The organism is Pseudomonas lini (genome assembly GCF_964063345.1).
GTDB classification, from domain to species: domain Bacteria; phylum Pseudomonadota; class Gammaproteobacteria; order Pseudomonadales; family Pseudomonadaceae; genus Aquipseudomonas; species Aquipseudomonas lini_B.
Genome location: NZ_OZ061318.1, coordinates 6,306,375 through 6,323,203, shown reverse-complemented (window position 1 = coordinate 6,323,203; position 16,829 = coordinate 6,306,375). Strand labels below are relative to the sequence as shown.

Here is a 16,829-nt window from a genome sequence, read left to right as displayed (position 1 = left end):
ATCCCGCATGAAAAAACGCAAGATTTTAACTTTGTTCTTGTCGTGGTACATTGCGCATATTAGTGGTACGTACCACAGTATCAAATCGTAGGAGAACACATGGCACGTGGCGGCGTAAACAAGGCACTGGTGCAGGCGGCACGCTCGGCAATCCTCGCTCGAGGCGAACACCCGAGTATCGATGCGGTGCGGATCGAGATGGGCAATACCGGTTCAAAAACCACAATCCATCGCTATATGAAGGAGCTCGATGACGGCACCGAACCCGCGCAAGCACCTTCCGAGCCTATCGATGATGAGCTTACAAGCCTGGTGTCGCGGCTGGCGCAACGCCTGAAGGAACAGGCGCAAGAACCCATCGACCAGGCACGCGCACAGTTCGAGCAACAACGAAAAGAGCTGGAAACCCAACTGCATGAGGCCGGCGAGGCCAATACCGAATTGCAGCAGCAATACGAAATTCAAAGCCTGGCGCTGACCCAGGAGTCGGCAGAACTGCATGACATCCGCTCCACGCTGCAAAGCGAGCAAACCCGCAACGCCGGGCTGAACCAGGCGTTGGCAGATTTCGAATTACGCTTGCAGGACAAGGACGAGCAGATCCGCTCACTGGAAGAAAAGCACCTGCACGCCCGCGAGGCACTGGAACACTACCGCAATGCCGTTAAAGACCAGCGCGAACAGGAGCAGCGCCGGCACGAAGGTCAGGTGCAGCAGATTCAGATGGAGTTACGCCAGGCGCAGCAAAGCGCACTGGTACGCCAGGATGAAATCACCCAACTGCATCGCGACAACGAGCGTTTACTGACGGAAAACCGCGGAACGCTGCGCGAGTTGAGCCTGTCGCAAGAGCAACTCAAGCACACCAACAGCCGACAGGATCAGCTGCTGGAACAGGTCAACCGCATCGACAGCGAACGCACCCTCCTCCAGGAACGCTTGCGCATTGCCATGCTGGAAAGTCAGTCACTCAAGCAGAACATCGATGAGCAGTCGCACATCAACAAAGCGCTGGAAGTTGAACTGATCAAGTTGCAGGCAAGCCTGGATGAAGGCGCGCGCCTGGCCGCTGTCGTTGCGACAGCGCCAGACGCATCAGCCTCGCGCAAGGACGATTAACCCGCGACTGGCGTACGCATGGTGACGAACTCTTCGGCGGCGGTCGGATGCACGCCGATGGTTTCGTCGAAATCGCGCTTGGTCGCGCCCGCCTTCAGCGCAATTGCCAATCCCTGAACAATCTCGCCGGCCTCCGGGCCGACCATGTGGCAGCCCAAGACTTTGTCAGTCTTGGCATCCACCACCAGCTTCATCAAGGTGCGTTCCTGGCATTCGGTCAGGGTCAGCTTCATCGGCCGGAAACGGCTTTCGAAAATCACCACATCGTGCCCGGCCTCTCGCGCCTCCTCTTCGGTCAGGCCGACAGTGCCGATGTTCGGCAAGCTGAACACGGCGGTCGGGATCATCTTGTAATCCACCGGGCGATATTGCTCGGGCTTGAACAAACGCCGCGCCACGGCCATGCCTTCGGCCAACGCGACCGGCGTGAGCTGCACCCGACCGATTACATCGCCAAGGGCCAGGATCGATGGTTCTGCGGTTTGATATTGCTCGTCAACCTCGACAAAACCTTTCTTGTCGAGCTTGACGCCAGTGTTTTCCAGCCCCAGGTTGTCGAGCATCGGACGCCGGCCGGTGGCGTAGAACACGCAGTCCGCCTCCAGTACGCGACCATCCTTGAGCGTGGCTTTCAGGCTGCCATCGGCTTGCTTGTCGATGCGCTCGATGTCGGCATTGAATTGCAGGTCCATGCCGCGCTTCGTCAGTTCTTCCTGCAAATGTTTGCGCACCGCACCGTCGAAGCCGCGCAAGAACAGATCACCGCGATACAACAGCGTGGTCTCGGCACCCAGACCGTGGAAAATCCCGGCAAACTCCACCGCAATGTAACCACCACCGACCACCAGAACGCGCTTGGGCAGCTCTTTGAGGAAGAACGCCTGGTTGGAACTGATCGCGTGCTCGTGCCCCGAAATCTCCGGGATCTGCGGCCAGCCACCGGTAGCAATCAGAATGTTTTTGGCGGTATAGCGTTTGCCATCGAACTCGACGGTATGCGGATCGACGATTTTCGCGTGGCCTTCATGCAGAGCCACGCCGCTGTTGACCAGCAGGTTGCGGTAGATGCCGTTCAGGCGATTGATCTCGCGATCCTTGTTGGCGATCAGCGTCGCCCAGTCGAACTTCGCCTCACCCGGGGTCCAGCCGAAGCCTTGCGACTGCTCGAAGTCTTCGGCGAAGTGCGCGCCATAGACCAGCAATTTTTTCGGCACACAGCCGACGTTCACACACGTACCGCCCAGATAGCGGCTCTCGGCCACGGCGACTTTCGCGCCGAAACCGGCCGCAAATCGCGCAGCCCGTACACCGCCGGAACCGGCGCCAATCACATAAAGGTCAAAATCGTAGGCCATTTCTATCTCCTCGGCAGGCCACCAGCATACCTGCGGGCGCCCTTAGGGCAAGCGTTGACAACTATGTGAGGCCGGAAAATGAAAAAGCCACCCGAAGGTGGCTTTTCAGTACAAGCAGCTCAGGCGCTATCAGTAAGCCTTGCCAGTCTTGTAGAAGTTCTCGAAGCAGAAGTTGGTCGCGTCGATGTAGCCTTCAGCGCCACCGCAGTCGAAACGCTTGCCTTTGAACTTGTAGGCCATGACGCAGCCGTTTTGTGCCTGCTTCATCAGGGCGTCGGTGATCTGGATTTCGCCGCCCTTGCCTGGCTCGGTTTGTTCGATCAGATCGAAGATGTCCGGGGTCAGGATGTAACGGCCGATGATCGCCAGGTTCGACGGTGCATCTTCAGGCTTTGGTTTTTCAACCATGCTGTGAACGCGATAGATGTCGTCGCGGATCATCTCACCGGCAATCACGCCGTACTTGTGAGTTTCTTGCGGATCGACTTCCTGAATGGCAACGATCGAGCAGCGGAACTGCTTGTACAGCTTGACCATCTGGGTCAGTACGCCGTCGCCTTCAAGGTTGACGCACAAGTCGTCCGCCAGTACCACGGCGAAAGGTTCGTCGCCGATCAGCGGACGGCCAGTCAGAATCGCGTGACCCAGGCCTTTCATTTCGGTCTGGCGAGTGTAGGAGAACGAGCACTCGTCGAGCAGCTTACGGATGCCGACCAGGTATTTTTCCTTGTCGGTGCCCTTGATCTGGTTTTCCAGCTCATAGCTGATGTCGAAGTGGTCTTCCAGGGCGCGCTTGCCGCGACCGGTGACGATGGAGATTTCGGTCAACCCGGCATCCAGTGCTTCTTCGACGCCGTACTGGATCAGTGGCTTGTTTACCACCGGCAGCATTTCTTTGGGCATGGCTTTAGTCGCTGGCAGGAAGCGAGTACCGTAACCGGCTGCTGGGAACAAGCATTTCTTGATCATATAAGTCCTTGAAAGGGCTGTGTGTACGAGTTTCGGCGCAGTCTAATCAGGCGGCGTGCACCTTACAATGCCCCGCGCTGGCTAACCGCTGCCATCATAGAGAAATAAACCGGCGAATAGTTCAATCGCCTTCCGGTTCGACGGATCGACGGATCGAGCGGTCCCACTCTACGCCCATGAGCGCCGTTTGCGTGCATTTGACGTATCATGGCCGCCTTGATCCCGCCAACGAGGCAGTTATATGTCGGCAGCACAAAACGCAAACGGTTATTCGGTCAGCCAGGACGAGGACGGTCAGTGGTGGATAGTCAATTACCACGGCGAACAGGTCGCCGGCCCATTGCCCAGCAAGGCGATGGCGGTGGAAGTGGCTGCGGTGTTCCAGGACGACCGCTCTGCCCCGGCCGCGCCCCGTGAAGCAGCGCCAGCTCGGAGCCCCCGCCGCAAGAAATGACCAGGACCGGCCCCGGCAAATGCCGTTCGAGCATTGAACGGGGACTCGGTGATGGGTTTATCTGTACCGAAATGGCCATTCGCTATACCCTCGCGCCAGCCCTTCCCCTCCCGATGACTGATTCCATGAAAACGATACTGGCGCTGTTTGCAGTTCTGGCCTTGACGGGCTGTGCCTCGGCTGAAAAAACCTACCTGGACAATGGTGAACAAGGGTTAAGCATCGATTGCTCCGGCGAGGCCAATTCCTGGGCCACCTGCTACGAAAAAGCCGATGCCTCTTGCGCCGGCACCGGCTATCGGATTGTCGGTACCGACGGCACACCGTCGCCCCAGGAAAGCGACAAGACCTTGGGCGTCGATGTAGGCAACTACAAAAATCGCAGCGTGGTGGTGGTCTGCAAGTAGCTACATATGAATTTCGGCGAATTTGATCCCGAGCCCGCGCACAGTCTCGATCAAATCATCGAGGCGACTGAAGGACTCGACTTCATCGTTGTCATCCACCAGGAAAAAACTGCGCCCGGCGCTTTTCTTGAAAAACACGATCCACTCCCCCGGGTTCGCCGGGTTCTGAATCACGTGGGTGGCAGAGATATGACCCTCTGCATGGCGCTCCCGCACCTGCTCTCGCTTCATGCTGACTAAACTCCAGAAATGACAATGCCGTCAAAGCGCGACTTTGACGGCATCGATGCTGATTGGGAGTAGTTTATCAGCCAGATATGCACGCGGTGGCAGCATTACGCACATCCCATGGGCGCAAAGGCACATTGGAGATGCGTTCGTGCAGCTTGATGCTGCTGCCGCCAGAGCGGTCTTCAATTTCAAATACCGCTGCCGGCCCCGACGAGAATTTCTGCGGCACGATAACCCGCACGCCTTCCTTATGCGGCTCGACTTGCAGGGCTCCACGGCTGTCGGCCAGCTTTTCGACCAGGCACTGCGCGTACTCTTGGGGTTTTTTGCCTGAAATCACGCTCATAGTGGGCAACGACTCATTGATGTCCGAGACACTCGCACATCCACCCACTGTCAATGCCAACGGCATGACCAGAACACCCCATTTCATACAAATCCTCCGATAAAGACTTTCCGACAGTTCAAATACTGGTTTTCTCCGAGGCTCACTGCTTTTATCGCTCATAGAATTCCGGATAACTGTTTTTAATTGTCAAAGCGCACCCCGACAGCCGGATAATAACCTGTTCGGGCTGATAAACTGCGCCAATCGCCCATGCTATCGTTTTGATTTTGTAGAAAAAGCCCTTCTGGAGGCGCCTCATGAAATTTATCCACCAGCGCGAGCACCTCAACGAAGACGACATCGTCGTCATCCAGTGCTCCCAAATGTGCAACATCCGCTTGATGAACGACGCCAATTTCCGCAGTTTCAAGAATGGCGGCCGTCACACCTACCACGGCGGCGCATTCGACACCTTCCCGGCCCGCATCACAGCGCCGAGCACCGGTTTCTGGAACATTACCATCGACATGGTCACCCGCCGTCCAATCAGCGTGACTCGCAAACCGAGCCTGACGCACTCGATCAAAATTATCCGTCGCTCCAGCTCGAAACTGAGCTGAGCCCACACCAGAACAGGCAGGTATGACCGTGGCCCAGACGACCAAGTACGTCATCAAATACAAACTCAACGGCGAGCGCCGCTTTGAATTCGCCCAGCTGGAAAACGGCACGGAAGAAGAAGCCAAGGCTGCACTCGACGTCATTCATGGCCAGACTGAAGATGTCATCAGCGAGATCAGCGTGAGTAAAGCGCTGTAATGCGATCTGGAGCGACAACATGGACGTCTGCTCCCCTTTCGAATTCGACCGCAAGCGCCGGAGTGTCTACTCCCACAACGCTCACTAAACTGGCCGCCTCGACCTTTTGGTCAAGGAGTCAGAACCCTTGTTTACCGACCCGATTCACAACGACGCCCTCGATTGGGGCGCGCTTGCGCAGCAACTCGATCAGGATGGCTGCGCAGTCATCAGGTCGTTTTTAAGCCCTGAGACCTGCGATGAAATAAGCGCCCTGTACGACCGGCCAGAACCCTTTCGCTCGAAAGTGGTGATGGCTCGCCACGGTTTTGGCCGTGGTGAGTACAAGTACTTCAAGTACCCGCTGCCGGATCCGGTAGCCCGGTTGCGTAGCGCGCTCTACCCTCGACTGGTTCCGATCGCCAATCGCTGGTACGAATCGATGGACCTGCCGACCCGTTTCCCCGAATCGCACGAAGCGTTTCTGCAACGCTGTCATGCCGCCGGTCAGGAACGCCCGACACCTTTGTTGCTGCAATACGGCCCGCAGGATTACAACTGTTTGCATCAGGATCTGTACGGCGAACACGTTTTCCCGCTGCAAGTGGCGATTCTTCTGTCAGAACCGGGAGAAGATTTCACCGGCGGTGAATTTGTGCTGACCGAACAACGCCCACGGATGCAGTCACGCCCGCAAGTCATCGGCCTGAAGAAAGGCGACGCGTTGATTTTTGCTGTGAATCAGCGCCCGGTAAAAGGTGTTCGCGGCTACTACCGAGTGACCATGCGTCACGGGGTGAGTCGCCTGCACAGTGGAAAACGGCATACCCTTGGAATCATCTTTCACGATGCGCTATGACCCCATGAGCCCGATCACCCTCGATTTGTTTTCCGATGCCGAATCCGAGCAACAACCCAGGCGCGAGCAAATCGGCGAACAATCCTACGTGCTTAGAGGCTTCGCCCTGCCCTGGCTCGACCGGTTGCTGCCGGCGCTGGAGGCGGTTCTGGCTGCAGCCCCTTTTCGGCAGATGGTCACGCCCGGGGGCTTTACCATGTCAGTGGCACTGAGCAGTTGCGGCACCTGGGGCTGGACCACCGACCGTAGCGGCTACAAGTACACCCGCAACGATCCGCAGACCGGCCTGCCCTGGCCTGAAATGCCCGAGGTGTTTTTCGAGCTGGCGCAAGCGGCGGCGCGAGAGGCAGGGTTTATCGATTTCGTACCGGATTCCTGCCTGATCAACCGCTATATTCCCGGTGCCAGAATGTCGTTGCATCAGGACAAAGACGAAGGTTCCTACGCGGCGCCCATTGTGTCGGTGTCCTTGGGGTTGTCGGCGACGTTTCTGTTTGGTGGCTTCGAACGCAGCGCCAAAAGCCAACGCGTGTCGCTGCTGCATGGCGACATCGTGGTCTGGGGCGGCGTCGACCGTTTGCGTTATCACGGCGTATTGCCGATCAAGGAGGGTTATCACCCTCAGTTGGGCGAACAGCGGATCAACTTCACCTTTCGTACCGCGGGATGAAACCGTTGAATTCAACCGCAAGACCCGGAGTGTGGCGTCTCTGTCGGCTGGTTAATCTGCATGAAACGGGTCAACGGACATGAAGCCATGACAACTCAATCGACAAAAATCGCTACCGAAAACGATCCTCGCTGGGCTGCCGTGGTCGCGCGCGATCCCCGCGCCGACGGGCAGTTTGTGTATGCGGTGAAAACCACCGGCATCTACTGCCGCCCCAGCAGCCTGGCGCGTTTGCCGAAGCCACAGAATGTCGAATTCTTCGACACCGCCGAGCAAGCTCAGGCGGCAGGTTATCGTCCCAGCAAACGGGCCGCGAAGGATCAAAGCGACGTCGCCGCACAGCACGCCACAACCGTAGCCGCTGCTTGCCGTCACATCGAATCCGCCGAAACGCTACCGGCGTTGAATGAACTGGCGGACGCTGCCGGCCTCAGCAGTTTCCACTTCCACCGAGTGTTCAAGGCCATCACCGGCCTGACACCCAAGGGCTACGCCACCGCCCATCGCTCACGCAAGGTTCGCGAGCGCCTGACGGATGGCGGCACGGTCACCGACGCGCTGTATGACGCAGGATTCAACTCCAACAGCCGATTCTATGCGGCCGCGGATCAAGTGCTGGGCATGAAGCCTGGCGATTACCGTGCGGCCGGACAGAACAACGACATCCGTTTTGCCGTCGGCCAGTGTTCCCTCGGAGCGATTCTGGTGGCGCAAAGTGAGCGCGGCGTCTGCGCGATTCTGTTGGGGGACGACCCGCATCAATTGGTCTGTGATCTGCAGGACAAGTTTCGGCGCGCCAACCTGATTGGCGCCGATCATGAGTTCGAGCAGTTGATCGCCAAAGTGGTGGGTTTTATCGAAGCCCCGGCCCTCGGCCTGGACTTGCCGCTGGACGTACGCGGCACGGCGTTTCAGGAGCGAGTGTGGCAAGCCCTGCGGGAGATTCCTGCCGGCAGCACCGCCAGTTATGCCGATATCGCTCAGCGCATCGGCGCACCGAAAGCCGTGCGCGCCGTGGCGCAGGCCTGTGGCGCGAACAGCCTGGCGGTGGCAATCCCTTGCCATCGCGTGGTGCGTAGCGACGGCAACCTGTCGGGCTATCGCTGGGGTGTGGAGCGCAAGCGTCAGTTGCTGGAACGCGAAAACGCAGCTGAATCCTGAATGCCGATGTAGACCGCCACGGACTCCGGACCGGTGTAAACCTCGAAGTCCGTGGCGAACTTGCGGCGAACCTGCGGGTTATCCTCGAAGTAAGCCCAGATCAGGCCCCACGTCTGAATGACGCTGTCGGGCATCGGTCCTTTGGCGCTGAACACCAGGTAATCGCCGCCCTCAATTTGAATCTGCGCAAAGTCCTCGGAGGGCGCGGTGACCGCTGCACCCGCGGTTACATCGAAGTGGCCCGAAGCATCGGACTCGTAGTTGGAATAGACGCCGTACATAAAGGAGTCCGGCTGTTTGTGAGCGATCTTGTCGAAAACATCCTCAACGAAAAATTGTTCCCACATAGGGCCGATACGCGCGGTATCTGGCTGCTGTTCTGCGGCATTGAGGGTTCGCACCTGCAAACCCGAGACACTAAAGGGCAGCACTTCACGCAGCTTTACATCCATTCTCGCTATTTCCTTATCTCTACAGATTGTCTGTTTGATTGACGCCGAGACGATCAACGATTGACGTCGACCACCACCCGACCGCGCAATTGGCCGGCGAGCAGGCGCGGGGCGGCGTCGATGGCTTCGCTCAAGCCGATTTCATGGCTGATCAGCGGCAGCAAGGCGAAGTCCAGATCCTTGGCCAGGCGATTCCAGGCCAGTATCCGCTTGGCTTTGGGCTGGGTCACGCTGTTGATGCCCGCCAGGGTCACACCGCGCAAAATGAACGGCGCGACGGAGGCCGGGAAATCCATGCCTTGTGCCAGACCGCAGGCGGCGACGGTGCCGTTGGCCCGAGTGCTCGCGCAAGCGTTGGCCAGCGTGTGGCTGCCGACCGAGTCGATCACCGCCGCCCAACGCTCCTTGGCCAACGGTTTGCCCGGCTCCGACAACGTGGCGCGATCAATGATTTCGCTGGCGCCCAATTGCTTGAGATATTCGTGCTCGGAGGTGCGGCCGGTGGACGCCACCACGCGATAGCCGAGTTTGCTCAGCAGCGCGATGGCGAAACTGCCGACGCCACCGTTGGCGCCCGTCACCAGCACTTCGCCCTGCTCGGGGTTCACGCCGTTGTGCTCCAACGCCAGGACGCTCAACATCGCCGTGTAACCGGCCGTGCCGATGGCCATCGCTTGCGCGGCAGTGAACGCTTTGGGCAACGGGATCAGCCAGTCGCCATTCAGGCGAGCTTTCTGCGCCAATCCGCCCCAATGTCCTTCACCCACACCCCAGCCATTGAGTAGGACTTGATCACCGACCTTGTAGTCCGGATGACCGCTGACTTCGACAGTGCCCGCCAGATCGATCCCCGGCACCATCGGGAATTTGCGCACCACCGGGCTGCTGCCGGTGATCGCCAGGCCATCCTTGAAGTTCAGCGTGCTGTACGCCACACGCACGGTCACATCGCCTTCAGGCAATTGATCGTCATTGATCTCTTGCAAGGTGGCGCGGTAACCGCTGTCGTCCTTGTCGATCAAAATGCCTTTGAACATCACTGCCTCCCGATGGATTCGCTCAGTTGTCGTGCTGTTGAAATAACACATGAAAACACATCGCCGTAGCCGACTTTAAGCCAATCCTCAAACTCGACTGGCCTTGTGTCGTTCATTACTGATACAAATTCGCCTCTACCGACGTCGGAGAACACTGCACATGAGTCAATGGCCAGACACCCGCATTCTTGACCTGCTCGGGATCGAACTGCCGATCATCCAGGGCCCCTTGGCCGGCGCGACGACGTCGGCCATGGTGATTGCGGTGAGCAACGCTGGCGGCCTGGGCTCGATGCCCGCCGCGATGCTGAGCATCGAGCAGTTGCGCGAGGAGCTGAAAACGATTCGCCAACACACCCAACGCCCGTTCAGCGTCAATTTCTTCTGCCATCAACCGCCACTGCCCGATGAGCAACGCGCCCGGGACTGGAAGAATCTGCTGGAACCGTACTATCGAGAATTGGGAGTCGATTTCGACGCGCCGACGCCAGTGTCCAATCGCGCACCGTTTGATAATGCGGCCTGCGAAGTGCTCGAAGAGTTTCGTCCTGAAGTGGTGAGTTTTCACTTCGGCTTGCCAGAAAAGTCCCTGTTGGATCGGGTAAAAGCCACCGGGGCGAAAATTCTTTCCTCGGCGACTACGGTCGCAGAAGCCGTCTGGCTGGAACAGCATGGTTGCGACGCGATCATCGCCATGGGTTACGAGGCTGGCGGCCACCGGGGAATGTTCCTCAGTAATGACCTGAGCAGCCAGGTGGGGACCTTTGCCCTGGTGCCACAAATCGTTGATGCGGTGAACGTGCCGGTGATTGCGGCGGGCGGGATTGGCGATGCGCGCGGCGTCGCGGCGGCGTTTCTGCTGGGCGCCTCGGCGGTCCAGGTGGGTACGGCTTATTTGTTCACGCCTGAGGCCAAGGTCAGCGCGTCTCACCAAAAGGCGTTGCGCACGGCCAAGGAAAGCGAAACGGCGGTCACCAACATTTTCACCGGGCGCCCGGCACGCGGAATTCTCAATCGGGTGATGCGTGAGCTGGGGCCGATGAGCGCCAAAGCGCCGGCCTTCCCCTTGGCGGGCGGTGCGTTGATGCCATTGCGAGCGAAAGCAGAGGCGGAGTTCAGCAGCCTTTGGGCCGGTCAGGCGTTCACGCTGGGCGTTGAAATGACCTCGGCAGAGCTGACCCGGCGTTTGGCGGATGAGGCGTTGGCCAAGCTAACCCACCGCTAGACGCAAAACCTGTGGGAGCGGGCTTCCTGTGGCGAGGGAGCTTGCTCCCGCAGGGTCGCGAAGCGGCCCCAAAAGCTTCACGACTGCTTCGCAGCCGAACGGGAGCAAGCTCCCTCGCCACAAGAAGCTCCCTCACCACAAATCCGGTGCCAACCCGCTCTCTGCCCCCGACAAGTTCCGTTTACAGGCGATTCGCTATATATTCCGCTATATAGCGTTTCATCTCGCCTGCCACGGAGCCGTTTCATGATCATTCGTGCCTCACGCTTTGCCCCCGCGTGCCTGTTCACCGTGTTCGCTTTCGGCTCCGCCCAGGCGGATGAAGTCCAGGTCGCTGTTGCTGCCAACTTCACCGCGCCGATCCAGGCCATTGCAGCTGATTTCGAGAAAGACACCGGGCACAAACTGGTCACCTCCGTTGGTGCAACCGGCCAGTTCTACACCCAGATCAAGAATGGTGCGCCGTTCGAAGTGTTCCTCTCGGCAGACGACACCACCCCGAAAAAACTCGAAACCGAAGGCGACACTGTCAAAGGCTCGCGCTTCACCTACGCCGTGGGCACCCTGGCGCTGTGGTCGGCCAAGGACGGTTACGTCGACGCCAAGGGCAAGGTGTTGAGCGACAATCTGTATCAACACTTGTCCATCGCCAACCCGAAAGCTGCCCCGTATGGCCTGGCCGCCACTCAGGTGCTCGCCAGGCAGGGTCTGACCGACAAAGTCAAAGCCAAGATCGTCGAAGGTCAGAACATCACCCAGGCCTATCAGTTCGTGTCCACAGGCAACGCCGAACTCGGGTTTGTGGCCTTGTCGCAGATCTACAAAGACGGCAAAGTCACCAGCGGTTCGGCCTGGATCGTCCCGGCCGATCTGCATGACCCGATCAAACAAGACGCGGTGATCCTCAATAAGGGCAAGGACAACCCGGCCGCCAAGGCGCTGGTTGACTACCTCAAAGGTCCGAAAGCCGCCGCTGTCATCAAATCCTACGGTTACCAACTCTAAATGACGCTATCGAGTGCCGATTATTCCGCCATCTGGCTGACTCTCAAACTGGCGTCCCTGACGACCGTGATCCTGTTGGTTATCGGCACTCCGATTGCGTTATGGCTGTCGCGCACCCGCTCCTGGCTGCGCGGCCCGATCGGGGCGATCGTCGCCCTGCCCCTGGTGCTGCCGCCCACAGTGATCGGCTTTTATTTGTTGCTGGCGCTCGGCCCGAACGGCTGGATCGGTCAGTTCACCCAATCACTGGGCCTCGGCACCCTGACCTTTAGTTTTACGGGGCTGGTGATCGGCTCGGTGCTGTACTCGATGCCGTTCGTGGTCCAACCACTGCAAAATGCTTTTTCCGCCATCGGCGCTCGCCCACTGGAAGTGGCCGCCACCTTGCGCGCCAATCCCTGGGACACGTTCTTCAGCGTGATTGTGCCGCTGGCCCGCCCCGGTTTCATCACCGCGGCCATTCTCGGTTTCGCCCATACCGTCGGCGAGTTCGGCGTGGTGCTGATGATCGGCGGCAACATTCCCGACAAGACCCGCGTGGTCTCGGTGCAGATCTACGATCACGTCGAAGCCATGGAATACGCCCAGGCTCATTGGCTGGCCGGGGCGATGTTGGTGTTTTCGTTTGTGGTATTGCTGGCGCTCTACTCCAGCCGTAAAACCAAAGCGGTCTGGAGCTGATCGATGATTCATACGCGCTTGAAACTGAATTATTCAGGATTCTCCCTGGATGTGAACCTGCAACTGCCCGGCCGTGGAGTGACAGCGCTTTACGGCCATTCCGGCTCGGGCAAAACCACCTGCCTGCGCTGCATCGCCGGTCTGGAACAGGCCGAGCAGGGTTTTATTCAAGTCAACGACGAAGTCTGGCAAGACAGCGACAAGGGGATTTTTGTCCCGCCGCATAAACGCGCTTTGGGTTACGTCTTCCAGGAAGCCAGCCTGTTTCCGCATTTGTCGGTGCGGGCCAATCTGGAGTTCGGCCTCAGGCGCATCCCTCGTCAACAGCGCCGGGTCGACATGACCCATGCCACCGAGTTGCTGGGGATCGGCCATTTGCTCGATCGTGATCCGCAGAACCTTTCTGGCGGTGAGCGCCAGCGGATCGGCATCGCTCGCGCCCTGCTCACCAGCCCGAAACTGTTGCTGATGGACGAGCCGCTGGCGGCGCTCGATACCCAGCGTAAAAACGAAATCCTGCCTTACCTGCAACGCCTGCACGATGAGTTGGACATTCCCGTGCTGTACGTCAGCCATTCTCAGGATGAAGTCGCGCGGCTCGCCGACCACCTCGTCCTGCTTAGCAATGGCAAAGCTTTAGCCAGCGGCGCGATCGGCGAAACCCTGGCGCGGCTCGATCTGCCGCTGGCGCTCGGTGACGACGCTGGCGTGGTGATCGAAGGGCACGTCAGCGCTTATGACGCCGACTACCAGTTGTTGACCTTGCAACTGCCCAACACGGACTTGAGCATTCGGGTCGCCCATTCGCCGATGGCTGAAGGCCAGGCGCTGCGCTGCAAGGTCCAGGCGCGGGATGTCAGCCTGAGTCTGCAAGGCGTCGAGCAAAGCAGCATCCTCAATCGCCTGCCGATCACGGTGATCAGTGAAATCGGCGCCGATAACGCCGCGCATGTACTGATTCGCCTCAACGCGGGCGGCACACCGCTACTGGCGCGAATCACCCGCTATTCCCGGGATCAACTGGGCGTACACCCCGGACAGCAGCTCTGGGCGCAGATCAAAGCGGTGGCGGTGCTGGCATAAAATCTGTCGGCACTCTCTAGGCACTCTCTAGGCACCCCGACGATAGCGCGCGGTCAATGGCTTAACGCCCCATGATTCGTCGCCCAGGATTGCCCGCCATGCCAGATACCGCGTTGCCTGATGTTCTGCCGCCCGACCTGCATTACGTCGATGACAGCCAGCCCGGCATCACCCGCAAGCTCCTGCGCGGCAAGTTTTGCTACTTCGACCCGGCGGGTCAGCGCATTACCGATCCGGATGAAATCAAACGCATCAATGCTCTCGCGGTGCCGCCCGCCTACACCGATGTATGGATCTGCCCCGATCCGTGTGGCCATCTGCAAGCCACCGGTCGTGACGCTCGTGGCCGCAAGCAATACCGTTATCACCCGCGCTGGCGGGAAGTGCGCGATGCCGACAAATACTCGCGCTTGCGGGATTTCGGCCAGACCCTGCCGAAACTGCGCAAACAGCTGGAAACGCTGCTGGCCGCGCCCGGCTTCAGTCGCGACAAGGTCATGGCCACGGTGATTACCTTGCTCGATGCGACGCTGATCCGGGTCGGCAATACCCGATATGCCCGGGACAATCGCTCCTATGGCCTGACGACCCTGCGCAACCGTCACGTCGAGGTCAATGGCAGCGCGATTCTGTTCCAGTTTCGCGGCAAGAGCGGCATCGAGCACCAGATCACCGTCAAAGACCGGCGCCTGGCGCGAATTATCAAACGTTGCCTGGAAATCCCCGGGCAAAACCTCTTTCAGTATCTGGACGAAAACGGCGAGCGGCACACCATCAGTTCCTCCGACGTCAACGCCTATTTGCAGACGCTGACCGGTGCCGATTTCACCGCCAAGGACTATCGCACCTGGGCCGGCAGTGCACTGGCGTTGGCGGTGCTGCGCGAGTTGCAGTGGGAATCGGAAGCCGACGCAAAGCGGTATGTGGTGGAAATGGTCAAGAACGTCGCCCGACAGCTCGGCAACACCCCGGCGGTTTGCCGCAAGTGCTACATCCATCCGGCGGTCGTCGATGGTTTCATGCAGGGCGCATTATCCGAACTGCCGCGGTCGAGGGGACGTAAAAGGTTGAGGGCAGAAGAAGTCGCGCTGGCTGTGCTTCTGGACAAACTTATCGAGACGGCCGAAACACCGTGAGATTTCTTCGCGGCTAACTAAACCGACGAACTGACCAGCCCTTTTTTTGCGTGATTGCAAAGGGCTTCTATGCTTGACCTGAATACGAACAGCTTCGGTGACGCCATGGAAGACATTTTCGTTGTGAAACGCTGCAACAAGATCATCATTCATGGTCGCCGGGCTGGAGAACCCGATCACCCGCCCCCCGACGCTGCCGTCTGGTATCGCATCACCGATACCCGCACTCGCGGCTTCATCGGTGACGGCTTCGATCTTGAAGAGGACGCCGCGCGCGAATGTCGGCGGCTTAACGCGGTCAGCTCGCCGAAGTCCCGGCAGGCCTGAAGCTGACCACTTTTATTTCCGGGTCTATACTTAAAGGAGCTGAAGGATCAGCGACCCACCGGCAGAAAGCTCGCTCCTCGCGGGCTTTTTGTTGCCCTTTACCCGATTTCTTTGAACGGAGGTGTATGTCATGTCCGAGAAAGAGTCCATCACCACCCTGCTCACCCTGCTTGACTCCCGTCAGGCGCGCCTTGCCGCCGCGTGCAAGGAAATCGCCGATTGGGTTGATAATCAAGGGGGGCATCCGACAGCCCTCAGGATTCGCGATCGTCTGAACGACATCGAGAAAGACACGCCGCAGATTCGCAGCGCGCTCTCTTCACTCAAACCTGTCGAGCCGCCGCTGCCTCGTTTCAGATGAGTCGACCAAGGTACTCAAACCAGGGACAGAGCCCGAGTCAGGACGCCTGAGCGGTGACATCATCGTCACCAGGCTTATACCTGTCTGCGCTACATACCAACCCGGCCAGGTTTGCCGGGCTTTTTTTGTTTGTGCTCTTTCCTCTTTTCACACCGCCTTCACAACTCAGCCCCTACAGTGCACCCACTCCTTTCAAGAAATCCCCCTGGCCCGCCCGCATGCGGGCCTTTTTTTTGCCTGCTATTTAGTCGAACGAACGCCCTCGCCCGTCTGTCGAACGATTACACATCACGAAGGAGATACCCCATGGTCACTCACTTCAAAGTCGGCGGGCACCTGGCCTGCGGACACAAAGGCAGCAACCTGACCTCAAGCAGCATACTGACCCGTGTGAAATGCAGAAGCTGCCGCAACACCGATGCGTTCAAAGAAGCACGCAAAGCCGAACGCAACGCTGCACGTCGGGCCGCACGCAAGGCCAAAGTCGCCCACACCGTTACTGACTGGCGCGCAGCCTGGACCCAGCGACTGATCGAAATGCCTGGGTTGCAAAGACTGCCGCGCGGCTTCACCGGCCAGCCATTTGTGTAGCTGACTCCCGAACCCCACAGGGGCGCTATAGGAGAGGAAACACCAATGAACAGACTTCTTCTGCTTCTGATCGTCTGCCTGTGCCCCTCGTGGGTGATGGCGCAAGGGTGCGACGTCAAAACCCGATCCCAAAGCCCTTCAGTTCCGGTGATCGAAACCCACTCCTGCTATGAGTATGAAGGCATGCCCGTGGACTCTATTGATTGGTCCTGCAGCAACGAAAGCAAGGAAATGCTGACCAGCACCAAGACCAAAGTTGCACAGTGCGGCGATCGCTATCGGGCTACCTGCCTGGGCACATTGACTGCAGAGGCGCTGGCCAACCCTCAATCCATCAGCAAAGACAAGAACAGCAAACCGCTGAACATTCCCGACAATGCCCAGGTCATCACGTATTACTACAGCATCGAGAACCTGCCGCAGGCCAGGATCGATTGCGAAACCGGTGGGGGAAAATGGACGGAGAAGTAGCTGTTTTATGAGCTGAAGGCATCTTCACCTGATCGCTGCCCCTGGTAGCGACCAGATGGGTTGGCACGCAGGTGCGTCCAGTCGACGCCGCATCAAGGATAGCGCCTGT

23 protein-coding genes are annotated in these 16,829 nt (G+C 58.8%); 17 read left to right on the top strand and 6 right to left on the bottom strand.

Annotation, left to right across the window (positions count from 1 at the left end; all coding sequences use genetic code 11):
- Nucleotides 1–99 precede the first annotated feature (99 nt).
- Complete coding sequence (locus tag AB3226_RS28745) at nucleotides 100–1,119, top strand: DNA-binding protein (protein WP_367375541.1); 1,020 nt, start codon at nucleotides 100–102, stop codon at nucleotides 1,117–1,119.
- Here AB3226_RS28745 and gorA read toward each other — a convergent pair.
- Nucleotides 1,116–2,474 carry a glutathione-disulfide reductase gene (gene gorA / locus AB3226_RS28740; RefSeq protein WP_367375540.1) on the bottom strand — a complete coding sequence of 453 codons (1,359 nt, stop codon included), beginning with the start codon at nucleotides 2,472–2,474 and terminating at the stop codon, nucleotides 1,116–1,118. The genes AB3226_RS28745 and gorA overlap by 4 nt on opposite strands.
- A 129-nt stretch (nucleotides 2,475–2,603) precedes the next feature.
- Complete coding sequence (gene galU / locus AB3226_RS28735) at nucleotides 2,604–3,443, bottom strand: UTP--glucose-1-phosphate uridylyltransferase GalU (protein ID WP_007900040.1); 840 nt, start codon at nucleotides 3,441–3,443, stop codon at nucleotides 2,604–2,606.
- 241 nt (nucleotides 3,444–3,684) lie between these two features.
- Here galU and AB3226_RS28730 point away from each other — a divergent pair, with 241 nt between their 5' ends.
- Together AB3226_RS28730 and AB3226_RS28725 are read left to right on the top strand one after the other, a co-directional pair.
- Nucleotides 3,685–3,897 carry a hypothetical protein gene (locus AB3226_RS28730; protein ID WP_050683079.1) on the top strand — a complete coding sequence of 71 codons (213 nt, stop codon included), beginning with the start codon at nucleotides 3,685–3,687 and terminating at the stop codon, nucleotides 3,895–3,897.
- A 125-nt stretch (nucleotides 3,898–4,022) separates the two neighbouring features.
- On the top strand, nucleotides 4,023–4,304 hold the full coding sequence (locus AB3226_RS28725; RefSeq protein WP_367375539.1) for a hypothetical protein: 282 nt from the start codon (nucleotides 4,023–4,025) through the stop codon (nucleotides 4,302–4,304).
- Here AB3226_RS28725 and AB3226_RS28720 read toward each other — a convergent pair whose 3' ends face one another.
- A complete protein-coding gene (locus tag AB3226_RS28720) occupies nucleotides 4,305–4,535 on the bottom strand; it encodes a hypothetical protein (RefSeq protein ID WP_007935641.1) in 231 nt (76 codons plus the stop codon).
- A gap of 76 nt (nucleotides 4,536–4,611) precedes the next feature.
- Entirely contained in the window at nucleotides 4,612–4,968 is a 357-nt protein-coding gene (locus AB3226_RS28715) for a hypothetical protein (RefSeq protein WP_367375874.1), read from the bottom strand.
- Between the two features lie 212 nt (nucleotides 4,969–5,180).
- Between AB3226_RS28715 and AB3226_RS28710 the strand changes: the two genes are divergently transcribed.
- From AB3226_RS28710 to ada, 5 genes are all read left to right on the top strand, one after another.
- Nucleotides 5,181–5,483, top strand: a complete 303-nt coding sequence (locus AB3226_RS28710; RefSeq protein WP_038983189.1) for a DUF1883 domain-containing protein — start codon at nucleotides 5,181–5,183, stop codon at nucleotides 5,481–5,483.
- Between the two features lie 28 nt (nucleotides 5,484–5,511).
- Nucleotides 5,512–5,682: a hypothetical protein gene (locus AB3226_RS28705; protein WP_162232616.1), complete on the top strand. Its 171-nt coding sequence runs from the start codon at nucleotides 5,512–5,514 to the stop codon at nucleotides 5,680–5,682.
- Between the two features lie 127 nt (nucleotides 5,683–5,809).
- Entirely contained in the window at nucleotides 5,810–6,520 is a 711-nt protein-coding gene (locus AB3226_RS28700; protein ID WP_367375538.1) for a 2OG-Fe(II) oxygenase, read from the top strand.
- The gene (gene alkB / locus AB3226_RS28695; protein WP_367375537.1) at nucleotides 6,510–7,190 is read left to right on the top strand and encodes a DNA oxidative demethylase AlkB; all 681 of its coding nucleotides are present in this window, start codon (nucleotides 6,510–6,512) and stop codon (nucleotides 7,188–7,190) included. Before AB3226_RS28700 ends, alkB begins: the two co-directional genes overlap by 11 nt.
- 87 nt (nucleotides 7,191–7,277) lie before the next feature.
- Nucleotides 7,278–8,351 carry a bifunctional DNA-binding transcriptional regulator/O6-methylguanine-DNA methyltransferase Ada gene (gene ada, locus AB3226_RS28690; protein WP_367375536.1) on the top strand — a complete coding sequence of 358 codons (1,074 nt, stop codon included), beginning with the start codon at nucleotides 7,278–7,280 and terminating at the stop codon, nucleotides 8,349–8,351.
- Here ada and AB3226_RS28685 read toward each other — a convergent pair.
- Both AB3226_RS28685 and AB3226_RS28680 read right to left on the bottom strand, forming a co-directional pair.
- The gene (locus AB3226_RS28685; protein WP_008012843.1) at nucleotides 8,315–8,803 is read right to left on the bottom strand and encodes a GyrI-like domain-containing protein; all 489 of its coding nucleotides are present in this window, start codon (nucleotides 8,801–8,803) and stop codon (nucleotides 8,315–8,317) included. The two genes, ada and AB3226_RS28685, sit on opposite strands and share 37 nt — an antisense overlap.
- A gap of 53 nt (nucleotides 8,804–8,856) precedes the next feature.
- Complete coding sequence (locus AB3226_RS28680) at nucleotides 8,857–9,840, bottom strand: MDR family oxidoreductase (RefSeq protein WP_367375535.1); 984 nt, start codon at nucleotides 9,838–9,840, stop codon at nucleotides 8,857–8,859.
- A gap of 160 nt (nucleotides 9,841–10,000) precedes the next feature.
- Between AB3226_RS28680 and AB3226_RS28675 the strand changes: the two genes are divergently transcribed.
- The 9 genes from AB3226_RS28675 to AB3226_RS28635 all read left to right on the top strand — a co-directional run bounded on the left by AB3226_RS28675 (nucleotide 10,001) and on the right by AB3226_RS28635 (nucleotide 16,720).
- Nucleotides 10,001–11,065 carry an NAD(P)H-dependent flavin oxidoreductase gene (locus tag AB3226_RS28675; RefSeq protein WP_367375534.1) on the top strand — a complete coding sequence of 355 codons (1,065 nt, stop codon included), beginning with the start codon at nucleotides 10,001–10,003 and terminating at the stop codon, nucleotides 11,063–11,065.
- Nucleotides 11,066–11,311: 246 nt separating this feature from the next.
- Nucleotides 11,312–12,070: a molybdate ABC transporter substrate-binding protein gene (gene modA, locus AB3226_RS28670; RefSeq protein WP_367375533.1), complete on the top strand. Its 759-nt coding sequence runs from the start codon at nucleotides 11,312–11,314 to the stop codon at nucleotides 12,068–12,070.
- Nucleotides 12,071–12,751 carry a molybdate ABC transporter permease subunit gene (gene modB / locus AB3226_RS28665; RefSeq protein ID WP_367375532.1) on the top strand — a complete coding sequence of 227 codons (681 nt, stop codon included), beginning with the start codon at nucleotides 12,071–12,073 and terminating at the stop codon, nucleotides 12,749–12,751.
- Between the two features lie 3 nt (nucleotides 12,752–12,754).
- Nucleotides 12,755–13,834, top strand: coding sequence for a molybdenum ABC transporter ATP-binding protein (gene modC / locus AB3226_RS28660; protein ID WP_367375531.1), 1,080 nt, complete (start codon nucleotides 12,755–12,757; stop codon nucleotides 13,832–13,834).
- Between the two features lie 98 nt (nucleotides 13,835–13,932).
- A complete protein-coding gene (locus tag AB3226_RS28655) occupies nucleotides 13,933–14,970 on the top strand; it encodes a DNA topoisomerase IB (RefSeq protein ID WP_367375530.1) in 1,038 nt (345 codons plus the stop codon).
- 69 nt (nucleotides 14,971–15,039) lie between these two features.
- Complete coding sequence (locus AB3226_RS28650) at nucleotides 15,040–15,297, top strand: hypothetical protein (protein WP_007900018.1); 258 nt, start codon at nucleotides 15,040–15,042, stop codon at nucleotides 15,295–15,297.
- A gap of 130 nt (nucleotides 15,298–15,427) precedes the next feature.
- Nucleotides 15,428–15,658: a hypothetical protein gene (locus tag AB3226_RS28645; RefSeq protein WP_008012835.1), complete on the top strand. Its 231-nt coding sequence runs from the start codon at nucleotides 15,428–15,430 to the stop codon at nucleotides 15,656–15,658.
- A 306-nt stretch (nucleotides 15,659–15,964) separates the two neighbouring features.
- Nucleotides 15,965–16,249 carry a hypothetical protein gene (locus AB3226_RS28640; RefSeq protein ID WP_367375529.1) on the top strand — a complete coding sequence of 95 codons (285 nt, stop codon included), beginning with the start codon at nucleotides 15,965–15,967 and terminating at the stop codon, nucleotides 16,247–16,249.
- 45 nt (nucleotides 16,250–16,294) lie between these two features.
- Nucleotides 16,295–16,720: a hypothetical protein gene (locus AB3226_RS28635; protein ID WP_367375528.1), complete on the top strand. Its 426-nt coding sequence runs from the start codon at nucleotides 16,295–16,297 to the stop codon at nucleotides 16,718–16,720.
- Nucleotides 16,721–16,829: the final 109 nt, after the last annotated feature.

Coding starts and splice junctions, on each gene's coding strand:
- AB3226_RS28650 (WP_007900018.1), top strand. CDS start 15,040: ATGCTTGACCTGAATACGAACAGCTTCGGTGACGCCATGGAAGACATT.
- ada (WP_367375536.1), top strand. CDS start 7,278: ATGACAACTCAATCGACAAAAATCGCTACCGAAAACGATCCTCGCTGG.
- AB3226_RS28730 (WP_050683079.1), top strand. CDS start 3,685: ATGTCGGCAGCACAAAACGCAAACGGTTATTCGGTCAGCCAGGACGAG.
- AB3226_RS28710 (WP_038983189.1), top strand. CDS start 5,181: ATGAAATTTATCCACCAGCGCGAGCACCTCAACGAAGACGACATCGTC.
- gorA (WP_367375540.1), bottom strand. CDS start 2,474: ATGGCCTACGATTTTGACCTTTATGTGATTGGCGCCGGTTCCGGCGGT.
- modC (WP_367375531.1), top strand. CDS start 12,755: ATGATTCATACGCGCTTGAAACTGAATTATTCAGGATTCTCCCTGGAT.
- alkB (WP_367375537.1), top strand. CDS start 6,510: ATGCGCTATGACCCCATGAGCCCGATCACCCTCGATTTGTTTTCCGAT.
- AB3226_RS28645 (WP_008012835.1), top strand. CDS start 15,428: ATGTCCGAGAAAGAGTCCATCACCACCCTGCTCACCCTGCTTGACTCC.
- AB3226_RS28725 (WP_367375539.1), top strand. CDS start 4,023: ATGAAAACGATACTGGCGCTGTTTGCAGTTCTGGCCTTGACGGGCTGT.
- AB3226_RS28720 (WP_007935641.1), bottom strand. CDS start 4,535: ATGAAGCGAGAGCAGGTGCGGGAGCGCCATGCAGAGGGTCATATCTCT.
- AB3226_RS28680 (WP_367375535.1), bottom strand. CDS start 9,840: ATGTTCAAAGGCATTTTGATCGACAAGGACGACAGCGGTTACCGCGCC.
- AB3226_RS28675 (WP_367375534.1), top strand. CDS start 10,001: ATGAGTCAATGGCCAGACACCCGCATTCTTGACCTGCTCGGGATCGAA.
- galU (WP_007900040.1), bottom strand. CDS start 3,443: ATGATCAAGAAATGCTTGTTCCCAGCAGCCGGTTACGGTACTCGCTTC.
- AB3226_RS28640 (WP_367375529.1), top strand. CDS start 15,965: ATGGTCACTCACTTCAAAGTCGGCGGGCACCTGGCCTGCGGACACAAA.
- AB3226_RS28635 (WP_367375528.1), top strand. CDS start 16,295: ATGAACAGACTTCTTCTGCTTCTGATCGTCTGCCTGTGCCCCTCGTGG.
- modA (WP_367375533.1), top strand. CDS start 11,312: ATGATCATTCGTGCCTCACGCTTTGCCCCCGCGTGCCTGTTCACCGTG.
- AB3226_RS28685 (WP_008012843.1), bottom strand. CDS start 8,803: ATGGATGTAAAGCTGCGTGAAGTGCTGCCCTTTAGTGTCTCGGGTTTG.
- AB3226_RS28655 (WP_367375530.1), top strand. CDS start 13,933: ATGCCAGATACCGCGTTGCCTGATGTTCTGCCGCCCGACCTGCATTAC.
- modB (WP_367375532.1), top strand. CDS start 12,071: ATGACGCTATCGAGTGCCGATTATTCCGCCATCTGGCTGACTCTCAAA.
- AB3226_RS28715 (WP_367375874.1), bottom strand. CDS start 4,968: ATGAAATGGGGTGTTCTGGTCATGCCGTTGGCATTGACAGTGGGTGGA.
- AB3226_RS28745 (WP_367375541.1), top strand. CDS start 100: ATGGCACGTGGCGGCGTAAACAAGGCACTGGTGCAGGCGGCACGCTCG.